General features: G+C 74.9%; 21 protein-coding genes and 1 pseudogene. 15 read left to right on the forward strand and 7 right to left on the reverse strand.

Features of this window, described 5'->3' with window-relative positions; genetic code table 11:
* Positions 1-22: 22 nt before the first annotated feature.
* A complete protein-coding gene (locus KYT88_RS13915) occupies positions 23-688 on the reverse strand; it encodes a DedA family protein (RefSeq protein WP_043584114.1) in 666 nt (221 codons plus the stop codon).
* A 210-nt stretch (positions 689-898) separates the two neighbouring features.
* On the opposite strand from KYT88_RS13915, the gene bla reads away from it, so the two are divergent.
* Positions 899-1867, forward strand: a complete 969-nt coding sequence (gene bla, locus KYT88_RS13920) for a class A beta-lactamase (RefSeq protein WP_043584102.1) — start codon at positions 899-901, stop codon at positions 1865-1867.
* 34 nt (positions 1868-1901) lie between these two features.
* On the opposite strand, the gene KYT88_RS13925 is transcribed toward bla, so the two are convergent.
* Positions 1902-2525: a TetR/AcrR family transcriptional regulator gene (locus KYT88_RS13925; RefSeq protein WP_119374308.1), complete on the reverse strand. Its 624-nt coding sequence runs from the start codon at positions 2523-2525 to the stop codon at positions 1902-1904.
* A 65-nt stretch (positions 2526-2590) separates the two neighbouring features.
* On the opposite strand from KYT88_RS13925, the gene KYT88_RS13930 reads away from it, so the two are divergent.
* The gene (locus tag KYT88_RS13930) at positions 2591-3238 is read left to right on the forward strand and encodes a GNAT family N-acetyltransferase (RefSeq protein ID WP_237583689.1); all 648 of its coding nucleotides are present in this window, start codon (positions 2591-2593) and stop codon (positions 3236-3238) included.
* Positions 3239-3280: 42 nt separating this feature from the next.
* On the opposite strand, the gene KYT88_RS13935 is transcribed toward KYT88_RS13930, so the two are convergent.
* The gene (locus KYT88_RS13935) at positions 3281-3517 is read right to left on the reverse strand and encodes a hypothetical protein (protein ID WP_119374125.1); all 237 of its coding nucleotides are present in this window, start codon (positions 3515-3517) and stop codon (positions 3281-3283) included.
* 45 nt (positions 3518-3562) lie between these two features.
* Between KYT88_RS13935 and KYT88_RS13940 the strand changes: the two genes are divergently transcribed.
* The gene (locus KYT88_RS13940; RefSeq protein WP_119374124.1) at positions 3563-4033 is read left to right on the forward strand and encodes a MarR family winged helix-turn-helix transcriptional regulator; all 471 of its coding nucleotides are present in this window, start codon (positions 3563-3565) and stop codon (positions 4031-4033) included.
* A gap of 15 nt (positions 4034-4048) precedes the next feature.
* On the opposite strand, the gene KYT88_RS13945 is transcribed toward KYT88_RS13940, so the two are convergent.
* On the reverse strand, positions 4049-4210 hold the full coding sequence (locus KYT88_RS13945) for a hypothetical protein (RefSeq protein WP_156032179.1): 162 nt from the start codon (positions 4208-4210) through the stop codon (positions 4049-4051).
* A gap of 200 nt (positions 4211-4410) precedes the next feature.
* On the opposite strand from KYT88_RS13945, the gene KYT88_RS13950 reads away from it, so the two are divergent.
* The 8 genes and pseudogenes from KYT88_RS13950 (at position 4411) to KYT88_RS13990 (ending at position 12774) form a co-directional block, all read left to right on the forward strand.
* Entirely contained in the window at positions 4411-5256 is an 846-nt protein-coding gene (locus KYT88_RS13950) for an endonuclease/exonuclease/phosphatase family protein (RefSeq protein ID WP_043584100.1), read from the forward strand.
* On the forward strand, positions 5250-5909 hold the full coding sequence (locus tag KYT88_RS13955) for a DUF2238 domain-containing protein (protein WP_051629234.1): 660 nt from the start codon (positions 5250-5252) through the stop codon (positions 5907-5909). The genes KYT88_RS13950 and KYT88_RS13955 overlap by 7 nt, the downstream gene beginning before the upstream one ends.
* A gap of 129 nt (positions 5910-6038) precedes the next feature.
* Positions 6039-6527, forward strand: a pseudogene (locus KYT88_RS13960) (D-glycero-alpha-D-manno-heptose-1,7-bisphosphate 7-phosphatase); the annotation flags it as partial.
* 30 nt (positions 6528-6557) lie between these two features.
* The gene (locus KYT88_RS13965) at positions 6558-7622 is read left to right on the forward strand and encodes a glycosyltransferase family 9 protein (protein WP_237583844.1); all 1065 of its coding nucleotides are present in this window, start codon (positions 6558-6560) and stop codon (positions 7620-7622) included.
* Entirely contained in the window at positions 7619-8671 is a 1053-nt protein-coding gene (locus KYT88_RS13970; RefSeq protein WP_043584096.1) for a glycosyltransferase, read from the forward strand. The genes KYT88_RS13965 and KYT88_RS13970 overlap by 4 nt, the downstream gene beginning before the upstream one ends.
* Positions 8668-10614: a glycosyltransferase gene (locus KYT88_RS15990; protein WP_043584094.1), complete on the forward strand. Its 1947-nt coding sequence runs from the start codon at positions 8668-8670 to the stop codon at positions 10612-10614. Before KYT88_RS13970 ends, KYT88_RS15990 begins: the two co-directional genes overlap by 4 nt.
* Positions 10611-12002 carry a PfkB family carbohydrate kinase gene (locus tag KYT88_RS13985; RefSeq protein WP_237583690.1) on the forward strand — a complete coding sequence of 464 codons (1392 nt, stop codon included), beginning with the start codon at positions 10611-10613 and terminating at the stop codon, positions 12000-12002. Before KYT88_RS15990 ends, KYT88_RS13985 begins: the two co-directional genes overlap by 4 nt.
* Positions 12003-12069: 67 nt before the next feature.
* A complete protein-coding gene (locus KYT88_RS13990; RefSeq protein WP_043584090.1) occupies positions 12070-12774 on the forward strand; it encodes an SDR family oxidoreductase in 705 nt (234 codons plus the stop codon).
* 107 nt (positions 12775-12881) lie between these two features.
* On the opposite strand, the gene KYT88_RS13995 is transcribed toward KYT88_RS13990, so the two are convergent.
* Positions 12882-13259, reverse strand: a complete 378-nt coding sequence (locus tag KYT88_RS13995; protein WP_043584088.1) for a hypothetical protein — start codon at positions 13257-13259, stop codon at positions 12882-12884.
* Between the two features lie 212 nt (positions 13260-13471).
* Between KYT88_RS13995 and KYT88_RS14000 the strand changes: the two genes are divergently transcribed.
* The 3 genes from KYT88_RS14000 to KYT88_RS14010 all read left to right on the forward strand — a co-directional run bounded on the left by KYT88_RS14000 (position 13472) and on the right by KYT88_RS14010 (position 17451).
* Positions 13472-14482: a glycoside hydrolase family 26 protein gene (locus KYT88_RS14000; protein WP_043584086.1), complete on the forward strand. Its 1011-nt coding sequence runs from the start codon at positions 13472-13474 to the stop codon at positions 14480-14482.
* 112 nt (positions 14483-14594) lie between these two features.
* Positions 14595-16001, forward strand: coding sequence for a glycoside hydrolase family 26 protein (locus KYT88_RS14005; protein ID WP_043584084.1), 1407 nt, complete (start codon positions 14595-14597; stop codon positions 15999-16001).
* A gap of 127 nt (positions 16002-16128) precedes the next feature.
* Positions 16129-17451, forward strand: a complete 1323-nt coding sequence (locus tag KYT88_RS14010) for an alpha/beta hydrolase (RefSeq protein ID WP_043584082.1) — start codon at positions 16129-16131, stop codon at positions 17449-17451.
* Positions 17452-17482: 31 nt separating this feature from the next.
* Here the strand turns inward: KYT88_RS14010 and KYT88_RS14015 are convergent, their stop codons facing one another.
* Together KYT88_RS14015 and KYT88_RS14020 are read right to left on the reverse strand one after the other, a co-directional pair.
* Positions 17483-18619 (reverse strand): glycosyltransferase family 9 protein, encoded by a 1137-nt coding sequence (locus KYT88_RS14015; protein ID WP_043584080.1) that lies wholly within the window; start codon positions 18617-18619, stop codon positions 17483-17485.
* Positions 18620-18696: 77 nt separating this feature from the next.
* Positions 18697-19755 (reverse strand): LacI family DNA-binding transcriptional regulator, encoded by a 1059-nt coding sequence (locus KYT88_RS14020; protein WP_237583691.1) that lies wholly within the window; start codon positions 19753-19755, stop codon positions 18697-18699.
* A gap of 109 nt (positions 19756-19864) precedes the next feature.
* Between KYT88_RS14020 and KYT88_RS14025 the strand changes: the two genes are divergently transcribed.
* Entirely contained in the window at positions 19865-20806 is a 942-nt protein-coding gene (locus tag KYT88_RS14025; protein WP_043584076.1) for a carbohydrate ABC transporter permease, read from the forward strand.
* The last annotated feature ends 1 nt before the right edge of the window (position 20807 follow it).

A 20807-nucleotide genomic window follows, 5' to 3' on the forward strand; every position in this document is an offset into this window, starting at 1 on the left:
GGCGACGCGGGGCAGCCCGGCGTCAGGCCGCCCGCACCCGCCGGATCAGCCGCGACACCACGAACCACACGACCAGCAGCGCGATGACACCGATGGCCGCGTACGAGATCAGCCCGCTCCACTCCTCCAGCACCGGGCGGATCGCCGGGCCGAACGCGAAGCCGAGGCCGACCCAGATGGCGTTCCAGGCGCCGGATCCGATCACCGTGTAGAGCGAGAACCGCCAGATCGGCATGCGCTCGATGCCCGCCGGGATGGAGATGAACGAGCGCACGAGCGGCACGCACCGGCCGAGGAGCACGGCGGTGCCGCCCCAGCGCTGGAAGAACGCCTCGGCCTTGTCGAAGTCGGCGTGGTCGAGCAGCGGGATCCGGCCGACGAGCCGGCGCGTGCGGTTCCGGCCGAGCGCGGCGCCGATCGCGTACCAGATGAGCGCGCCGAGGAGCGCGCCGGCGGTGGCAGCAGCCCAGGCGCCCCACGCGCTCATGCGGCCCTCGTAGGCGAGGAAGCCGGCGACGGGGAGGATCGCCTCGGACGGGATCGGCGGCACGAACGTCTCGATCAGCACCGCGAGGCCGACGCCCACCTCCCCGAGCGTCTCGATGAGCGAGAGGACCCAGCCGACGAAGCCGTCGTACCCCTCGCTCGGATGGATCTCGCCGGGGGTCACTGCCTGGATGGCGCTCATGCGGCCTCTCGTTCTCTCGGGGGGTCGGGCGTCGTCGTCCCGGGAATCCTAGGGAACGCATTTCCACGTCCGCTGAATCGGGCGCGTGGTCCGTCCGGGGTACCTGCCTGAACCGCTCGGGGGACGACGTGCGCGTCGCCGCGGGAGAGGCTGGATCCGCGGCCGCCGGGCCGCGTCGCACCCGCCCGATGCCTCCCGAGGAGCTCCGCCGTGATCCACCCCGCCCGCTCCACCCGCCTCGCGCTCGCCGCGACCCTCGCCACGACCCTGCTCGCCGGATGCGCGGCCCCCGCCGCCGAGGTGCCGACGACCCCGCCCGCGTCCGCATCCGCCGCGCCGTCCGCATCCGCCGCCCCCGCGGTCGACCAGGCGGCCGCCGACGCCGCGTTCACCGCGCTCGAGGGGCGCTTCGGCGCGCGCCTCGGCGTGCACGCGGTCGACACCGGCACGGGCGCGGAGGTCTCCTGGCGCGCGGACGAGCGGTTCGCGTACGCGTCCACGATCAAGGCCCCGCTCGCGGCCACGCTGCTCGACCGCGTCGGCATCGCCGGGATGGATCGCGCCGTGCCGATCGAGGCGGCCGACATCCTCTCCTACGCGCCCGTCACAGAGACGCGCGTCGGCGGCACGATGACCCTCCGCGAGCTCGCCGAGGCCGCCATGACCCGGAGCGACAACACGGCCGCGAACCTCCTGCTCGAGGCGCTCGGCGGCCCGGCCGAGCTGGATGCGGCGCTCACGGCCCTCGGCGACGACACCACGGTCGTCTCCCGCACCGAGCCCGACCTCAACGAGGCCACCCCCGGCGACGACCGCGACACCACGACCCCGCGCGCCGCCGCCGCGCTCCTCCGCGCCTACGCACTGGGCGATCCGGATGCCATCGCGGATCCCCTCGACGCCGACGAGCGCGCCCTCTTCACCGGCTGGCTGAAGGCCACGCAGACCGGCGCCACGCTCGTGCGCGCCGAGCTGCCGACGGAGTGGACGGTCGGCGACAAGTCCGGCAGCGGCGCCTACGCCAGCCGCGGCGACGTCGCGGTGATCTGGCGGCCGGATGCCGCTCCGATCGTCATCGCCGTGCACTCCTCCAAGGACCAGCAGGATGCGAAGGCCGATGACGCCCTGATCTCCGGTGCCGCGAAGGCCGCGGCGCAGGCGCTCGGGGCGCTCGCCTGACGCGACGGGACGCCGCCCGGCGAGCGCGTCGGGATCAGCGCCCGCCGTCCTCCGCGAGCAGCGCCAGCGCCCGGGAGAGATCCTCGACCGCCCGCTCGGCAGCCCGATCGGCCCCGTCGTCCCGGCGCGCGAGCCAGGCGCCGATGATCCCCCGCATGCCCGCGACCGCGAGCGCCGCGCACCGGTCGGCGCGCGCGCCGTCGAGGCCGGCCGCCGCGAACCGGCGGCGCGTCTCCTCGACGTAGCGGCCGTGCTCCCAGGCGGGCAGGTCGGCGAGCGCCGGGATCCGCTGCACGGTCGCGGCGAGGTCGAGCAGCACCCGCTGGCGGTCGGGCTCGCGGCGCACGCGGTCGAGCTCGGCGCGGAGCGTCGCGGAGACGACCTCGCCGAGCGGCGCGCCCTCCAGGTCCTCGGCGGCCTCCAGCTGCCCGACCACCGCCTCGACCTCCTGCCGCAGCAGCGCGCCGAGCAGCTCCTCCCGCACGCCGAAGCAGTAGTGAAAGGCGCCGTGCGCGAGGCCGGCCTCCGCGGTGATCGCCCGCGTGCTCGCCCCGGCGACGCCCGCGACCGCCATCACGCGCACCGCGGCATCGAGGAGCTCGGCCCGCCGGGCGTCCCGTGATCCGTACGCGCGGGTGCTCTCGGAGGCGGGCTTCATGGGAGAAAGCTACCAAGTGAGCGCGATTCGGCCACTTGGCCGAATCTGTCGCCTAGCGTCGGAGCATGAGCACCGAGCACCCCGTCACCCCCGCCACCGCCGTCATCCGCACCGCCCGCGCGGCCGACCTCGACGACGTCACGCGCGTCCTCGCGGAGGCCTTCGCGGAGGATCCCGTGCTGGCAGGCTTCGTCCCCGCCGGACCCCGGAAGCGCGAGCGCCTGGCCCTGCTCTTCGCCGCGCTCCTGCGCAGCGGGCCGCTCCCCGCGGGCACGGTCGACGTCGCGGTCGACGCGCGCGGCGGGATCCTCGGCGCGGCGGTCTGGGAGGCGCCCGGCCGCGTGCCGACGCACGGGATCCTCCGGCAGGCGCCGACGTTCCTGCGCGCCCTCGGCGTCGCGGGCGCCGTCCGCGCGGCCACGCGCCTCCGCACCCTGGACCGCGCGCGGCCGGGGCTCCCGCACTGGCGCCTCGCCGAGGTCGGCGTGGGCGCGGCCGCGCGGGGCCTCGGCGTCGGATCCGCGCTCCTCGCCCATGGCCTAGCCCGGGTCGACGCCGACGGATCCGCGGCCTACCTCGAGTCGTCGACCGAGCGGAACCGCGCGCTCTACCGCCGCAACGGCTTCGCCGAGCTGGGCGCGCTGGCGGGCCTGGCCGGGTCGCGCCCGGTGGCGATGTGGCGGTCGGCGCGGGTGCAGTCGCCGGTCCGCTGAGGCGCCCGCGCGCGGGATGCGCGCGAGATGCGCCTGCCGGGATCAGACCGGGCAGCGCACCTGCGTGCGCGCGCCGGACCGATCGATGTCGTGGTCGGGCATGGGCTTGCCGCACATGGGGCAGAGGCGCGACTGCGGCTCGGGCACCGGATCGTCGGTGTACGGGCCGAGCGGCGGCGCGCCGAGGTACGGACGGAGCCGCTCGTTGAACCGCTCGACGGCCGCCCCGAAGCCGCGCTCGCGCCGCTTGCCGCCCGCCTGGCCTTTACCTCGTGTCATAGTAGTAAGTGTACGCGGTATTTCGGCAGGCGGCGAGGAGCTGGCATGGCACACGAGGACGCGACGCGCACGGACCCCCTGGCGCTCGAGAGCCAGGTCTGCTTCGCGGCCGTGCTGGCGGCGCGGTCCGTCGTCGCGCTGTACCGCCCGATCCTCGAGCCGCTCGGCCTCACGCATCCGCAGTACCTCGTGATGCTCGCGCTCTGGGAACGCGACGGCCGCTCGATCTCCGACCTCGGCGGTGCATTGGCCCTGGAGCCCGCGACCATCACGCCCCTGCTCAAGCGCCTGCAGTCGGCCGGCCTGCTGGAGCGCGCGCGCAGCGCGGAGGACGAGCGCGTCGTGCGCGTCACCCTCACCGACGCGGGCCGCGCGCTCCGCCGCGAGGCCGAGCAGGTGCCTGCCCGGGTCGCCGAGCGCACGGGCATGACGCCGTCAGAGCTCGGCCGGATCCGGGACGACCTGCACGAGTTCCTCGCGCGCATCGACGCGGCGCCGGATCCCGCTGGCGCCTAGCGCCAGCGACGAACGTCAGGCCAGGCGCCGGAGCAGCTCCGCGTGTCGGTTCGCGAGGATGCGGGCGACCCCCATGGTCTCTTCGACCGAGGCGACACGGGCGGCGCGAGGAGAGTCGACCTCGGTGCCAGGGCGGCTGACGCCTACCGCCTTCTCCTCGCTCTCACTGCGCGCCATGACGATGACGGTAGGCGACCGGCGTGCGTAGATCCAGGCACCCGGCACGCTGGTCCGTTCTCCGGGTACGCCCCAGGACCATTCGGCCACGCCGGACTCCTGGGGCCATCGTCTTCTCCGGCCGCGAGTCTCGTGCTCGCGCCCGTAACGGTTCCCCGGCGGCGACCGTCGCCGCGGCCGCTCTGGGGGACGATGGCTACATGACCCTCAGCGCCGACGGCACCCTCACGGACGGACGGGCGCTCGTCGGCCCGGTCGACGCCCCCGAGCTGCACGTGATGACGTACAACATCCGGCGCCTGTTCCGCCGCTACCGGCCGGGCAGCCCCGACCGCTGGGCCGACCGCGAGCCGCTCATCGCCGCGCTCCTCCAGCGCGAGCAGCCGGCGCTCCTCGGCACGCAGGAGGCGATGCCCACGCAGGGCCGCGCGCTGTCGCACGCGCTCGGCCGGCACTACCGGCGGATCGGGCACGGCCGCAACGCCGACGGCCACGGCGAGGGCTGCCCCACCTTCTACGACACGCGCCGCCTCGAGCTCACGAGCTGGCGGCAGGTCGCGCTGTCGGACACGCCCGCGGTCGCCGGATCCCGCAGCTGGGGCAACATGGTGCCGCGGATCGCCGTGGTCGCCGACTTCACGGATCGCGCCACCGGCCTGCCGCTGCGGCACGTGAACACGCACTTCGACCACCTCTCCCGGCGGTCGCGCGAGGAGTCCGCCCGCATGATCCTCGAGATCGTCGCCGAGCTGCCGGTGCCCGCGATCGTCGCGGGCGACACCAACGCGGGCGTGGACACGGAGCCGCACCGGCTGCTCCTCGAGCACGGCGCGCTCGTGGACGCGTGGCCCGCCGCGCGGGAGCGCCTCACGCCCGAGTGGGGCACCTGGTCGAACTACAAGGCGCCGAAGCGCACGACCCGCCGCATCGACTGGATGCTCGTGACGCCCGACATCGAGGTGGAGCGGGTCGGCATCAACACGACGCGCGTCGGCGGACGCGCGCCGAGCGACCACGAGGCGCTGCAGGCGGTGGTGCGGTGCTGACGGACCCCACGTCGCCCACCCCGCCGGATGCGCCGGCCCCGCCCGAGGACGTCGCCGCCTTCGCCGGGCTGGCCGGGCTCACCTTCCTGCAGCCGCCGCGCGGGATCACGGCGGTCCTCGCCGACGCCGTGCGCGTGATCGGGCTCCTCACGTTCCTCTTCTCCGTGTTCGCGTGGACGGGCACGACCTCCGCGATGTTCGCGCTCGCGCTGCTCGGGCTGGTGGCGCCGCGGGGTCTCGGGGCCAGGCCCGGGCTGGACCTCGCGATCGGGATCACGACGCTCGTCTCGGCCGCGAGCAACCGGCTCGACCTGTACGAGCGGCTGCCGTGGTGGGACATCCCCGCGCACCTCGTGACCACGGCCGCGCTCGCCGCGCTCGTGATCCTGCTGGCCGACCGCGCGGGCGTCATGGTCGACCGGCGGCCGCTGCCCCTCGGGTTCCTCGCGCTGACGGTGGGCCTCGCGCTCTCGGCGGTATGGGAGCTCGGCGAGTGGGCGGGGCAGGCGTGGCTGGACCCGGAGATCCTCACCGGGTACTCCGACACCATCGGCGACATGGCGGTCGGCGGGCTGGGCGCGCTGCTGATCGCGCCGCTCATGCCGATGCTGCTGGCGCGGTCGCGGTGGATCGCGGAGGCGCCCGCGCGCTGACCGTGCGCCCCCGTCGCCGCGCCCCCGTGCGAGGGCGCTGCTCCCGTTCTCCGCGCAGGAGCGCGACGCCCCGAGGAGAAGTGCTCGCCGCCGGGTTTGGGTGGAGGAGCAGTCGGGTACGGGCCGGTCATGCGCTCGCCCGGGAACGACCTCGACGGCGTCCTGTTCGACCGGGACGGGACGCTCGTCGTCGACGTGCCGTACAACGGGGATCCGGCGCTCGTCACCCTGATGCCCGGCGCCCGGGAGGCGATCGACGCCGTGCGCGCCGCAGGGCTGCGTGTCGGCATGGTGACCAACCAGTCGGGGATCGCGCGCGGCCTCATCACGCGCGCGCAGGCCGACGCCGTCAACGCGCGCGTGCAGGAGCTGCTCGGCGCGTTCGACCTCGTGCTGCTGTGCCCGCACGGATCCGACGACGGCTGCGACTGCCGGAAGCCGCGGCCCGGGATGGTGCTCGAGGCCTGCCGGGCGTGGGGCGTGGATCCGTCGCGCGTCGCGGTCGTGGGCGACATCGCGGCCGACATGGGCGCCGCCCGGGCCGCCGGCGCGCGCGGCGTGCTCGTGCCGACCCCCGTCACGCGCGAGGAGGAGATCGCCGAGGCGGAGCTGGTGGCCCCGACGATCCTCGACGCGGTGCACCTCCTCATCCACGACCCGGCTCCCCGCCGCGTGCTCGTCGTGCGCCTCGACTCCGTGGGCGACGTGCTGATCTCCGGACCCGCGGTGCGCGCGGTCGCCGCCGACCCCCGCGTCGAGGTGCACCTGCTCTGCGGACCGCGCGGCGCATCCGCCGGCCGGCTGCTGCCCGGCGTCCACGCGGTGCACGTGTGGGACGCGCCCTGGATCGCCTCCCCCGCGCCCGCCGCCGACGCCGCGTCCGTCGATGCCCTGCACGCGATCCTCGCCGAGGTCGACGCCGACGAGGCCGTCATCCTCACGTCGTTCCACCAGTCGCCCCTGCCGCTCGCGCTGCTGCTGCGGCTCGCGGGCGTGCGGCGGATCGCGGGCGCCAGCGTCGACTACGCCGGCTCCCTCCTCGACGTGCGCCTGAAGCCCGGCGAGGACCTCGACGAGGACCAGCCCGAGCCCGAGCGCGCCCTCGCGATCGCCGCCGCGGCCGGGTACGCGCTGGCCGCCGAGGACGACGGGCGACTCGCCGTCCTCCCGGCCGCGCTGCCGTCCGACGTGGAGGCGCTCCTGCCCGACGGGCCGTTCGCGCTCGTGCACCCGGGCGCCGCGGTCGGGGCGCGCGCATACCCGGCCGACCAGCACCGGGACGCCGTCGCGCTCCTCGTCGAGCGCGGGATCCCCGTGGTCGTCACAGGCGGCCCCGACGAGTGTGGCCTCACGGCGCACGTCGCCGGATCCGCCGGCATCGACCTCGGCGGACGCACCGACCTCGCCGGGCTGGGCGCGCTCATGCGCCGCGCGGCCGTGCTCGTGAGCGGCAACACCGGGCCCGCGCACCTCGCCGCCGCGGTGGGCCTCCCCGTCGTCAGCCTGTTCTCGCCGGTCGTGCCGCCGATCCGGTGGGCGCCGTACCGCGTGCCCGTGATCCTCCTCGGCGACCAGGACGCGGCGTGCAAGCTCAGCCGCGCGCGCGACTGCCCGGTGCCGGGGCACCCGTGCCTCGCGGGGGTGTCGCCAGCCGAGGTCGCCGACGCGGTCGAGCGGCTGATGGCGACGAGCCGCGCGGAGGTGCCCGCATGAGGATCCTGATGTGGCACGTCCACGGCGGCTGGACCGACTCGTTCGTCCTCGGATCGCACGAGATCCTCTTCCCCGCCACGCCCGCGCGCGACGCCTGGGGCCTCGGCCGCGGCGGCCGCGCGTGGCCCGCGAGCGCGCGCGAGGTGGATCCGTCGTCCCTGCACGACGCCGACGTCGACCTCGTCCTGCTGCAGCGCGTCGCGGAGATCGACGAGGCGGAGCGCCTGCTGGGCCGCCGCCTCGGATCCGACGTGCCCGCCGTCTTCCTCGAGCACAACACCCCGCGCGGCGCCCCGACCGAGACCGTGCACGCGCTCGCCGACCGCGACGACATCCCGGTGATCCACGTCACGCGTTTCAACGCGCTCATGTGGGACACCGGATCCGCGCCGACCACGGTCGTCGAGCACGGCGTGCCCGACCCCGGCGCGCTCTACACGGGCGAGTCGGCGTCGTTCGGCGCGGTGATCAACGAGCCCGTGCGCCGCGGCCGCATCACTGGCACCGACCTGCTGCCCGCGTTCGCGGCGGTCGCGCCCGTCGAGGTGTTCGGGATGGGCACCGACCTGCTGCCCGGCGCCTTCCCCGACCTCGGCGACCGGATCGTGCCGCGCGGCGACCTGCCCACGGCCCGCATGCACCCCGAGCTCGCGCGCCTGCGCGCCTACGTCCACCCGCACCGCTGGACCTCGCTCGGCCTGTCGCTGCTCGAGGCCATGCACATGGGGATGCCCGTGCTCGTGCTCGACGCGACCGAGGCGTCGCGCGCGGTGCCGCCGGACGCGGGCGCGATCTCGTCCGACCCGGCCGACCTCGTGCGCGTGGCCCGGCTGCTGCTCGCGGATCCCGACGAGGCCGCCCGCCGCGGCCGCGTCGCCCGCGAGGCCGCGCTCGCCCGCTACTCGCTCGGCCGGTTCCTGCACGACATGGACGCCGTGCTGCACGACGCCGTGGATGCCGCCGCCGCGCGCCGGTCCCGACGCGCGGCCGCCGGATCCGGCTCCACGACTTCCCCGCACCACCCGCTCGACGAGAGGACGACACGATGAGGATCGCGATGATCTCGGAGCACGCCAGCCCCCTGGCGACGCTCGGCGGCGTGGACGCCGGCGGCCAGAACGTGCACGTGGCCGCGCTGTCGGCCGCGCTCGCGGAGGAGGGCCACACCGTCACCGTCTACACGCGCCGCGACGACGAGGCCTTGCCCGCCCGGGTCGCCTTCGCGCCGGGCGTGGAGGTCGTGCACCTCGACGCCGGACCCGCCCGCGCCGTGCCCAAGGACGAGCTGCTGCCGCACATGGGCGAGCTCGCCGACGGACTCCTCGCCGACTGGCGCACCGCCCGGCCCGACGTCGTGCACAGCCACTTCTGGATGTCCGGGGTCGCCGCGCTCGACGCCGCCGCGCGCCTCGCGTCCTCCCCGGTCGGCGCCGCCGCGGCCCCGCCCGTCCTGCACACCTTCCACGCGCTCGGATCCGTGAAGCGCCGCCACCTCGGCGCCGAGGACACGAGCCCCGCCGCCCGCGCCGAGCTCGAGCCGGGCGTCGGCCGCCGCGCGGATGCGGTCATCGCGACCTGCTCCGACGAGGCCGCCGAGCTCGTGCGCGCGGGCGTCGACGCGGCCCGCATAACCGTGATCCCCTGCGGCGTCGACATCGGGCACTTCACGCCGCGGGCCTCCGCGGATGACGACGAGGATGCCGACCGCCCCATGCGCGTCATGGTCGTCGGCCGCCTGGTGCCCCGCAAGGGCGTCGACCTCGCCATCGAGTCCCTCGGGATCCTCGCCCGCCGCGGCCGCCGCGACGTCGAGCTGGTCATCGTCGGCGGATCCGGCGACGGCACCAGCGGATCCGACGACCCCGAGGCCCGCCGCCTGATGGACGCCGCCCGCGCCGCCGGCGTCGCCGACCGCGTGCACCTGCACGGCCGCGTCTCCCAGGCCGACATGCCCGCGGTGATGCGCGCAGCCGACGTCGTCGTCTGCGCGCCCTGGTACGAGCCGTTCGGCATCGTGCCGCTCGAGGCGATGGCCTCCGGCGTGCCTGTCGTCGCGTCCGCGGTCGGCGGCCTCACCGACAGCGTGGTCGACGGCGTGACGGGGATCCTCGTGCCGCCGCGCGACCCCGCCGCCATCGCCGACGCCCTCGGGGAGCTGCTCGAGGATCCCGCCCGCCGTCGCCGCCTCGGCCGCGCCGGACGCGACCGGATGGAGCACGGCTACGCGTGGTCGACCGTCGCCGCGCGCACCGCCGAGGCGTACCGCGCCGCGATCCAGGCCGCCTCGCCCGATGCGCTCCCCGCCGACGCGACGGTCGTCGACGCGCACCTCGACGCGCTCGCCCCCGTGCTCGCCGACCTCCGCACGCACGCGCCGCGCCTCACCGCGTGGGGCCGCGAGATGGCCGACCGCATGAGCCACGGCGCGCGCCTGCTCGCGGCCGGCAACGGCGGATCCGCGGCCGAGGCCCAGCACCTCACGAGCGAGCTGGTGGGCCGGTTCGACGGCGACCGCCGCCCGTTCTCCGCCATCGCGCTGCACGCGGAGTCGTCCGCGGTCACGGCGATCGGCAACGACTACGGCTTCGACGAGGTCTTCGCCCGGCAGGTGCACGCGCACGCGAGATCCGGTGACATCGTCGTGCTGCTCTCGACCAGCGGGCGCAGCCAGAACCTCCTCCGGGCCGCGGCCGCCGCGCGCGCCGCCGGGGCGACCACCTGGGCGATGACGGGCCCCGGCCCCAATCCGCTGGTGGAGGCGTGCGACGAGCACATCGCGCTCGACGGGCCGTCGGCCAACGTGCAGGAGGCGCAGCTCGTCGCCGTGCACGCGATCTGCCGCTCCTTCGAGAGCCGCCTGCAGGCGAACGACCGGGCGGCGGCGCGCGCGTCGGCCGCCCCTGCTCCGGTGTCGGGGGCCGCGTCCGCGTCCGTCCCCGTGACGGTCGCGTCCGCGTCCACCACGGCCGAGCCCGCCGAGGTGCCCGCGTGAGGATCGTCGTGGTCGGCGACGTGCTCCTCGACGTCGACATGATCGGCGCCGCCCACCGCCTCAGCCCCGACGCGCCCGTGCCGGTGATCGAGGTCGAGGAGTCGCTGCCCCGCGCGGGCGGAGCCGGCCTCGTCGCCACGATGCTCGCGCGCGACGGCCACGAGGTGCGCCTCGTCACCGTGCTCTCCGACGACCGCCACTCCGCGACGCTGCGTGAGTGCCTCGACCGGATCGACGTGGTCGCCGGCCCGTCCGGCGCGCCCACGCCCGTGAAGACCCGCGTCCGCGCCGACGGCCACGCCATCGCCCGCATCGACGAGGGCTGCGCGCCGCCGCCCACGCCGGCCGCGACCGACGAGATGCTCGACGCGATCGCCACGGCCGACGCCATCGTCGTCGCCGACTACGGCCGCGGCGTCACGCGCGATCCCCGGCTCCGCGCCGCCCTCGACGCGCGCGCCGCCCGGGTGCCGCTGGTCTGGGATCCGCACCCCGCGGGCGAGCCGCCCGTGCCGAACACCGCGCTCGCCACCCCGAACCTCGCCGAGGCGCGCGCGTTCTCCGGCGTCGCCGGGCGCGACGTGGCCGCGGCCGCCGACGCCGCCCGACTCCTGCGGGAGAAATGGGGCGTCGCCACGGTCGCCGTCACCATGAGCGAGCGCGGCGCCCTGCTCGTGTCGGCGGCCGCGTCGGGCGCGGAGGGCGCGGCCGGCGGATCCATGCCCGTCGTCGTCCCCGCCCCGCTCGTCGCGACCGGCGACCCGTGCGGCGCGGGCGACCGGCTCGCCGCCACCGCCCTCGCGGCGCTGGCCGCGGGATCCCCCGTCGAGGACGCCGTGCGCGACGCCGTCGCCGCCGCGGCCGAGTACGTGGACGCGGGCGGCGTCGCCACCCTCGTCGGCCCGCCCGCCGCGCGCCCCATCGGCGGTCACGCGGCGAGCGCCCTCCAGGTGGTCCGCGCGACCCGCGCCTCAGGCGGCACCGTCGTCGCGACCGGCGGCTGCTTCGACCTCGTGCACGCCGGCCACGCCCGCACGCTCGCGGCGGCCCGCGCGCTCGGCGACTGCCTGGTCGTCCTCCTCAACTCGGACGACTCGGTGCGCCGCATCAAGGGACCCGAGCGCCCGATCATGACCGAGGAGGACCGCGTCGACCTCCTCATGTCGCTCGGCGTGGTGGACGCGGTGGTGCTCTTCTCCGAGGACACCCCCGAGGAGGCGCTCCGCTCCATCAAGCCCGACCTCTGGGTCAAGGGCGGCGACTACCGCGCCGAGGACCTCCCCGAGTCGGCGGTCATCGCCGAGTGGGGCGGTCAGGCCGTGACCGTGCCGTACCACCCCGGCCGCTCGACCACGAAGCTCGCCGGCGCGCTCGCCCGCGTCGGCTGAACCCACCACCCACGACTCCCCGAACCACCGCGCCCCTCGCGCGATCCGCACCACGGAAGGAACACCCATGACCGACTCCCCCCGCCCCAGCACCGGCCGCGTCCTCATCACCGGAGGCGCGTCCGGGCTCGGCGCCGCGGTCGCGCAGGCGGTCCTCGCGGCCGGCGGCGAGCCCATCGTGCTCGACCTCGACACGTCGAGCGTCACCGGCATGGAGGCGCACCGCATCGACGTCTCCGACACCCGCGCCACCGAGGCGCTCGTCACGGAGATCGCCCAGGCGCACGGCGGGCTGGATGCCGTCGTGACCGCCGCGGGCATCGACCGCTGCGGCCGCCTCGTCGACGTCGCCCCCACCGAGTGGGAGAAGGTCATCGGCGTGAACCTGATGGGCACGGTCGCCGTCGTCCGCGCGGCGCTGCCGTTCCTCACCGAGTCGCATGGCCGCGTCGTCACCGTCGCGTCGTCGCTCGCCATCAAGGCCGTCTCGGATGCGACCGCCTACTGCGCGTCGAAGTTCGGCGTGCTCGGCTTCACCCGCGCGCTGGCCGCCGAGACGAAGGGCGAGGTCGGCGTGACCACGCTGATCCCCTCCGGCATGAAGACCCACTTCTTCGACGACCGCGACCCGAAGTACAAGCCCGGCTCCGACGCGAACCTCAACGACCCTGCCGCCGTCGCCGACTCGGTGATGTTCATCCTCGGCCAGCCGCGCGGCTGCGAGATCCGCGAGCTCGTCATCACCCACGAGCTCGAGGACAGCTGGCCGTGAGTCGCGGCTGATCCGCGCCCCCCGCGCCCAGCGCGCACGAGACGAGCCCGGCCCCGCATCGCGCGGGGCCGGGCTCGTGCCGTCCGTGCGGATCTGTCGGAGACCCGTCAGTGCATCGTCGCGAACCGCGTCATGATCTGAGCGGCCACATTGATACCGATGATCAGCACGATGCCCGTCGCCGGCGCCCACCACGCGTTCACGCGGCGCGTGCGGCAGACGACCGTCGCGATGATGGAGAGGACGAGGACGCTGATCGTGCCCACGACCCAGAGCCGCGACGCCAGCTCCCCGAGGGGGTAGTCGCAGCCGGGCACGGCGCAGACGGCCGGGGTCCAGCTCGCGACCACCATCGCGATGAGGCCCGCGAACGCGAGCAGCCCCTCGGTCACGAGCAGGATCATCGCCAGCCGCGCGTCGTACGGCTGCCGGATCGGGTCGGGCCCCGCGAGGCTCGGGCGGTGCGCGGTCTGCTGCTGGCTCATGGTGTCCTCCGTCGGAGTCGGGTCCGCGCATCGGCGCGTGTGCGCGACGTTAGCGGCGCGTGGTCCAACGCGGAAGGGGCTTGCAGCGCACCCCGCCCGGCCCCCACCCGCCCATCACCTGACCGTCCGGCCGTGAGCGGACATCGGGCGACGGGTCCAGGGAAGCGTCGGATAGCTTCCAGGGAGCGGACATCCGCAGAAAACTGGACAAAATGACGCACCACCCCCGCACCATCCGCACCGCGACCACCCTCATCCTGGGTCTCGCCCTCACCGCCGGGATCCTCACCGCAGCATCCCCGGCCAACTCCGCCACCGCCGCCACCGGCCAGGCCCCCACCGTCGCGAGCGCCGCTCCGACCGTCTCCGACGCCCGGCTCCGCTTCGGCGTCGCGACCCCCGGCGGTCCCACCGCCGGCGGCGAGCTCGACGCCGTCGCCCAGCAGGTCGGCGAGGACCCGAGCATCGTGCTCTCCTACGCCGACTTCACGCAGGCGCCGCCCATCCAGGCCCTCGACCAGGTCCGCGCCCGCGGCGCCGAGAGCCTCCTCACCTGGGAGCCGTGGAAGGCCGGAGCTGGCGTGGACCAGCCCGGATTCTCGAACGCGAGCATCCTCGCGGGCGACCACGACGACTACCTCCGCCAGTGGGGATCCGAGCTGGCCGCCTGGGGCGGCCCCGTCTCCCTCCGCTACGCGCACGAGATGAACGGCGACTGGTACCCGTGGGCCGACGGGGTCAACGGCAACGCGCCGGGCTCCTACGCCGCCGCCTGGCGTCACGTGCACGACGTCGTCGTCGCCCAGGGCGCGACCAACGTGAAGTGGGTGTGGACACCCAACGTGCCGTACACCGGATCCACGCTGCTCGCGGGCCTCTACCCGGGTGCCGGCTACGTCGACGTCGTCGGGCTCGACGGCTACAACTGGGGCTCCGTCGCCGGCCAGCACTGGACCGCGCCGAGCGACCTGTTCGGCTTCGGCCTCCAGCGGCTGCGCGCCGTCGCGGCCGGCAAGCCGATCATCATCGCGGAGACCGCGTCGTCCGAGGTCGGCGGGTCCAAGGCCGAGTGGGACACCGATCTGGTCGCGTTCCTGCAGGCCCAGCCCGACGTGGTCGCCTTCGTCTGGTTCGACATGGACAAGGAGGCGGACTGGCGCATCGGCAGCTCCGCGTCCTCCACCACCGCCATCCGCGACGCGCTCGCCGCACGTCGCGTCTGATAGCCGCTCATCCCCTGCCACCGGATCCCGTCGCTCGGCGGACATCCGGTGGACGGAGGGTGACGAAGAACATACGCTCGCATACATCCATCGGGGGAAGGACCCTATCGCCATGCCCACTCGCCGCCGTCTCAAATGCGCCGTCGTCACCGCCGTCGCACCGGCGGTCGTGACGGCCACCGTGCTCGTCGCCCCCGCGGTCTCCGCTCGCGCCGCCTCGGCCCAGGTCGTCCCCACGGCACCCGCCGCGATCGTCCTCACCGTCGCCTCCGGGCCGGTCGGCACACCCGTGACCGTCACCGGCACGGGCTTCGCCGCGAAGAAGGCCGCGGTCGTCGCCGTCGGATCGACCACGAAGCGCATCACCACCACCGCCGCGGGGAAGTTCACGGCCGCGGTCACGATCCCCCGCACCTCGCTCTCCACCATCCGGATCACCGCGACGGCCGGCACGCGCTCGGCCGGGGCCGCCTTCACCGTCACGCAGGCGAAGTCGAGCTCCTCCGCGCGCTCCGCCGCACCGGCACCCGCCCCCACCACGACCCCCGCGCCGACGACGACCGCGCCCACTCCCGCGACGACGTCGGCTCCCACGACCACGAGCACGAGCACCGCGCCGGGGAGCGCGGCCGGATCCACCGCGTCCGCCGCCCCCGCCATCAGCTCCGCCCGCCTGCGCCTCGGCCTCTCGACCCCCGGCGGCCCCACGGCGAACGGCGAGCTCGACGCCGCGTCCGCGACCCTCGGCGAGAGCCCGTCCATCGTGATGAGCCACGTCGACTTCACGCACCCGGCGCCCATCGCGGGCCTGCAGAGCGTGGCCGCGCGCGGTGCCGACAGCCTCATCACGTGGGAGCCGTGGCAGGGCGGCGCGGGCGTCGACCAGGCCGCCTACACGAACGCGCGCATCATCGCGGGCGACCAGGACGCCTACATCCGCTCGTGGGGCGCCGACCTCGCGAAGTACGGCAAGACCGTCTACCTCCGCTACGGACACGAGATGAACGGCAACTGGTACCCGTGGTCGGACGGCGTGAACGGCAACGCATCCGGCTCGTACGTCGCCGCGTGGAAGCACGTGCACGACCTCGTGGTCGCGCAGGGCGCCACGAACGTGAAGTGGGTGTGGAGCCCGAACGTGCCGTACCCGGGATCCACCGACCTCGCCTCCCTCTACCCCGGCGCCGACCAGGTCGACGTCGTCGCGCTCGACGGCTACAACTGGGGCGCGATCTCCGGCCAGCGCTGGACCGCGCCGGCCGACCTCTTCGGCCCCGGAATCGCGCAGCTGCGCGCCGTCGCGCCGGGCAAGCCGCTCGTCATCGGCGAGGTCGCCTCGAGCGAGACGGGCGGATCCAAGGCCGCGTGGGACAAGGACCTCGTGGCGTACCTGCAGGCGCAGCCCGACGTGCTCGGCTTCGTGTGGTTCGACTTCACGAAGGAGGCGGACTGGCGCATCGACAGCTCGGCCGCCTCCGCCACGGCGCTGCGCGACGCCCTCGCCCTCCGGCGGGGCTGATCCCGCGCGTCCGGGCGGCGCACAGTCGTCGCCCAGCCGGTGCATGGGCGCCACGAGGCCAGCGCGCCTTACGCTCTGACCTGCGCCCGACCGACCCGACGGCGGCGCACGCGATGAGGAGGCGGTGGTGACCCGAGCCCACCGACGCCGCGAGACCGCGCTCGCCCTCGCCGCCGTGCTCGTCGGCCTCGTGATCCTGCCGGCCCCGCCCGGATCCGGAGTCGAGGGCGGCTTCGCGCAGCTCGACCGCTACGCCGCCCTCACCCAGGCTCAGGCCCAGCGGATGATCCAGGCGCACCCTGCCCTCGAGCTGCAGGTGATGGACGCGTCGCCCGCCCGCGTCGTCTCCTGGTGGGCCGCCAAGGACCGGAAGCACCAGCGCGCGCTCATCCGCAGCTCGCCCGCGCTCGTCGGCAACCTCGACGGCGTCGACTACGCCTCACGCGACGCGGCCAACCGACGCCAGCTGCGCGCCGAGCTGCGCACCGAGCGGGAGGCGGTCGCCGCCCACCCGGACGACGCCGACGCGCGCGACCGCCTCACCGCGCTCACGGCGATCCGCGACGCGCTCAAGCCGGAGGCCCGCGCGGCCTCGGGCGGGCGCCGCGGCGCGGAGCCGAAGCGCTGGCTCGTGTCGCTCAGCCAGCGGAACCCGCCGCTCGCCGCCATAGCGGTCGGCGACCTCGACACCGCCCGCCAGGTCACCTTCACGGTGCCGGGCATGGGCACCTACACCGACGACATGCAGCTCTGGACCGAGACCGCGCAGAACGTGTTCGACGCGCAGGCCTCCGTCGGCGCCCCGGCCGCGCACGCGGTGGTGGCGTGGATCGGCTACCGCACCCCGCCTCCCGGCATCGACGCGACGCTCGGCGACTACGCGGAGCGCGGCGCCCCGATGCTCGCGAGCGAGCTCGCCGGGCTGCAGGCCGCCCGGCACGGCGGCGACCTGGCCAGCGTGAACGTCATCGCGCACTCGTACGGATCCACCATGGCCGCCGACGCCCTCGCCGCCCGCGACCTCGGCGTCGACTCCTTCGTGATGCTCGGCTCAGCCGGCGTCGAGGACGGCATCGACGACGCGCGCGACCTGCACGCCCGCCACGTCTACGCGGGTGAGGCCGCGGACGACGACGAGGCCGTGTGGGGCCGGCTCTCCCGGCAGGATCCGCGTGCCCCCGGCTTCGGCGCGACCGTCATCTCGGTCGACGGGGATCCCGCGCGCGGCCTCCTCCCCGTCACGACGCACGCCCCCGTCCTGCACTCGAGCTGGAACGACGACCCGGACTCGCGCGCCTGGACGACCATCCGGGATCCGGCCGAGCGCGCGGCCGAGTTCGCCGCGCACGAGAAGACGTACGGCTACCTCGACGCGGGCACGGAGTCGCTGCGCAATGCGGCGATCGCGACGACACCGCACGCGACGGAGCGGCTGGACGCGGCGGGCTGATCCGCTCCGCTCGCGCCGTCGGCGCGTGGGCCTACGCCGGCACGCGCTCCGCGAGCGACGCCCGTCGCAGCTGGTCCACGTCCGCGTGCACGTCGTCGACGCGCACCTCGGCGACATGCGACGGGTCGTGCGCGCAGCGCTCCGCGGTCCAGCCGACCTGGGTCACGTCGACACCGCAGACCGGGCAGCGCGTGGTCCAGCCGATGTGGATCCGGTGCCGCGTCCGGCCGAACGCCGCGGCGTTGATCACGTTGCCGAACCAGAACACCCCGACCGTGCGCGCTCCGACCGCCTGGGCGAGGTGGCGCGGGCCGCTGTCGTTGCCGAGCACGACGTCGGCGTGCGTGAAGAGGCCGGCGAGCTCGCCGAGGCTCAGGGAGTCGGCGAGCGAGGTGATCCGCCCGGCCTGTTCCGCGGGCAGCCCCTCCCGGCCCAGCGCGACGATGCGGTCGGCGTCCGCGGCGTCCGTCGCGTCGCCCACGACGACCACCTGCGCGTCGTCCGCGGCGGCCCGGCGCGCGACCTCCGCGAACGACTCGACCGGCCAGCGGCGGCGCGGGTCGGTGGCGCCCGGGTGGATCACGACGAGCCCGCCCCGTGCGCCCGTCACGCGCTCGGCCGCCGCTGCCCGCTCGGCGTCGGTCACCTGGACGACCGGCTCCAGATCGGCGACGGGCGCGCCCGCGAGCCCCGCCACCTCGAGCCCGCGCAGCACCTCGTGCTGGTAGTAGAGGTACGGGATCACGCGCTCGAGCCGCTCGGCGTCGTCGGTCGCGGTGCCCACCGTGTGGCGCGCGCCGAGCCGCAGCAGGAACGGGTTGGAGTTGCGTCCGCCGCCGTGCACCTGCACCGCGAGGTCGAAGCGGCGCGCGCGCATCCGGGCCGCGAACGCCTCGATCTCGTCGGGGTCGGGATCCGTGCCGGGCACGTCCCGAACGCCGTGCGCGATCGGCAGCACCTCGATCTCGTCGGGCCCGCCCGGCCGCCCGCCGAGGAGCGCGCGGTGCAGCGGCGTGCCGAGCAGCGTGATCCGCGCCCCCGGGTACGCGGCCCGCAGCGCGGCGATCGCGGGCAGCGCGAAGATCAGGTCGCCGAGCCCGCCGCCGCGCAGCACGGCGATGGAGCGGACGTCGGGGAATGTCTCGTGGAGCGGGGCGACGACGGGCACGGGGCGGCCTCCAGTTCGGGCGGGCGGGTCCCCCACCCCGTTCCCCGGAGCGGCCGCGTCGAAACGGCCGCGGTGGATCAGCGCCCGTCGCCCCGCGGCGCCCCCGCGCTCTCGCGCACCACGAGCCGCGTCGGCACGATGCGGTCGCCCGAGGGCTCGCGGCCGTCGAGCATCTCGAGCAGCACCTGCATCGAGCGCCGGCCGATCTCGGTGAAGTCCTGGTGCACGGTCGTGAGCGGCGGCCAGAAGGAGCTCGACTCCTCGGTGTCGTCGAAGCCGACCACGCTGATGTCGCCCGGAACGTCGCGGCCGAGCTCGTGCAGCGCGTGCATGATGCCGAGGGCCATCTGGTCGTTCGCGGCGACGATGCCCGTGATGTCGGTTCGCCGGCCGAGCTCCGTGCCGATGCGGTAGCCGGACGCCGTGGTCCAGTCGCCCTGCGCGGGATCCTCCGGCTGGAGCCCGGCGTCGACCATCGTCGCGCGCCACTCGGCCGCGCGCCGGGCCGCCGAGTAGGAGGTGGAGGGACCCGCGACGTGCACGATCGCGGTGTGCCCGAGATCCAGCAGGTGCTGCGTGACGAGCCGCGTGCCCTGCTCCTGGTCGGTGTCGACGACCACGAACGGGTCGCCCGCGTCGGAGTCGATGATCACGACGGGCAGCCCGACGGGGATGATGACGTCGGCCCGGTCGAGCATGTGCGCCTCGATGATGATGACGACCCCGTCGACCGCCTCCTCCTGCAGCCGGCTGAACGCCCCGGCCACCTCGCCCTCGGTGGGATGCGGCACCGGCATGAGCGTGATCGTGTACCCGGCGCCGGACGCGGCCGTGACGATCGCGTCGAGCGTGCGCATGTTGCCGAGGGTGGAGAGCGTGAACATGATGATGCCGATGCTGCGGAAGCGCCCGGTCTTGAGGGCCCGCGCGGCGCTGTTCGGCCGGTACCCCAGCTCGGCCATCGCGTCCACCACCCGCTGGCGGGTCGAGGCCTCCACGTTCTGCGCCCCGTTGGACACCCGGGAGACCGTCTGGGCGGACACGCCGGCGTGCGCGGCGACGTCGGCCATCGACACGGTGCGGCCGCCGGGCGTGCGCCGACCGCCCGACTTGACGGCCGACGGTGGAGATGTCATGGTTGCGAGCATCACAGATGTTTGCGCAAACACCCAATCGCCCCGAAAGGGGTGACGGCCCTCCCCCGGGGGCTGGATGCGCGGAGATCCCCCGACGAAGTGGAAGCACATGACGACGATGTCGACCTCGGCCACCCGGCCGAAGGCGCCCGACGCGGCCCGCCCGAGCGGTCCCCCGATGCGACGCGACAAGCGACGCTGGACCGGACTGGGCTTCGTCGCCCCGTTCCTCGTGGTCTTCCTCGTCGTCCTCATCGCGCCCGTCGGCTACTCGATCTACCTCAGCCTGTTCCAGGAGCGGATGATCGGCGGCAACTCGTTCGTCGGCATCGCGAACTACACGCAGGCGCTCAACGACCCGAACTTCTGGGACGCGCTCGGCCGCGTCGCCCTGTTCCTCGTGGTGCAGGTGCCGATCATGCTGTTCATCGCCCTGTTCGCGGCCCTCGCGCTCGACTCGGCCCGCCTGCACCTCACGGCGTTCTTCCGCATCTCGATCTTCCTGCCCTACGCCGTCCCCGCGGTCGTCGCGGCGCTCATGTGGGGCTTCATCTACGGCAACCGCTTCGGCCTCGTCGGCAACGTCGAGCAGGCCACCGGCTGGGACCTGCCCGACCTGCTCTCGCAGAGCTGGATCCTCGCGTCGATCGGCAACATCGTCACGTGGGAGTTCGTCGGCTACAACATGCTGCTGTTCTACGCGGCCCTCCGCGTCATCTCGCCCGACCTCTACGAGGCCGCCGAGCTCGACGGGGCCGGACCGTTCCGCATCATCACCGGCATCAAGCTCCCCGCCATCCGCGGTGCGCTCGTCATCGGCGTGATCTTCTCCATCATCGGCAGCTTCCAGCTCTTCAACGAGCCGAACATCCTGCAGACGCTGGCGCCGAACGCGATCAGCTCGTACTTCACCCCGAACATGTACGCGTACAACCTGTCCTTCGCGGGACAGCAGTTCAACTACTCCGCCGCCATCGCGATCATCATGGGCGTCCTGACGATGGTGGTCGCCTACGTGGTGCAGCTCGTCGGCACCCGGAAGGACAGCTGAC

The sequence above is a fragment of the Clavibacter sp. A6099 genome, from assembly GCF_021919125.1.
Taxonomy (GTDB): Bacteria; Actinomycetota; Actinomycetes; order Actinomycetales; family Microbacteriaceae; genus Clavibacter; species Clavibacter seminis.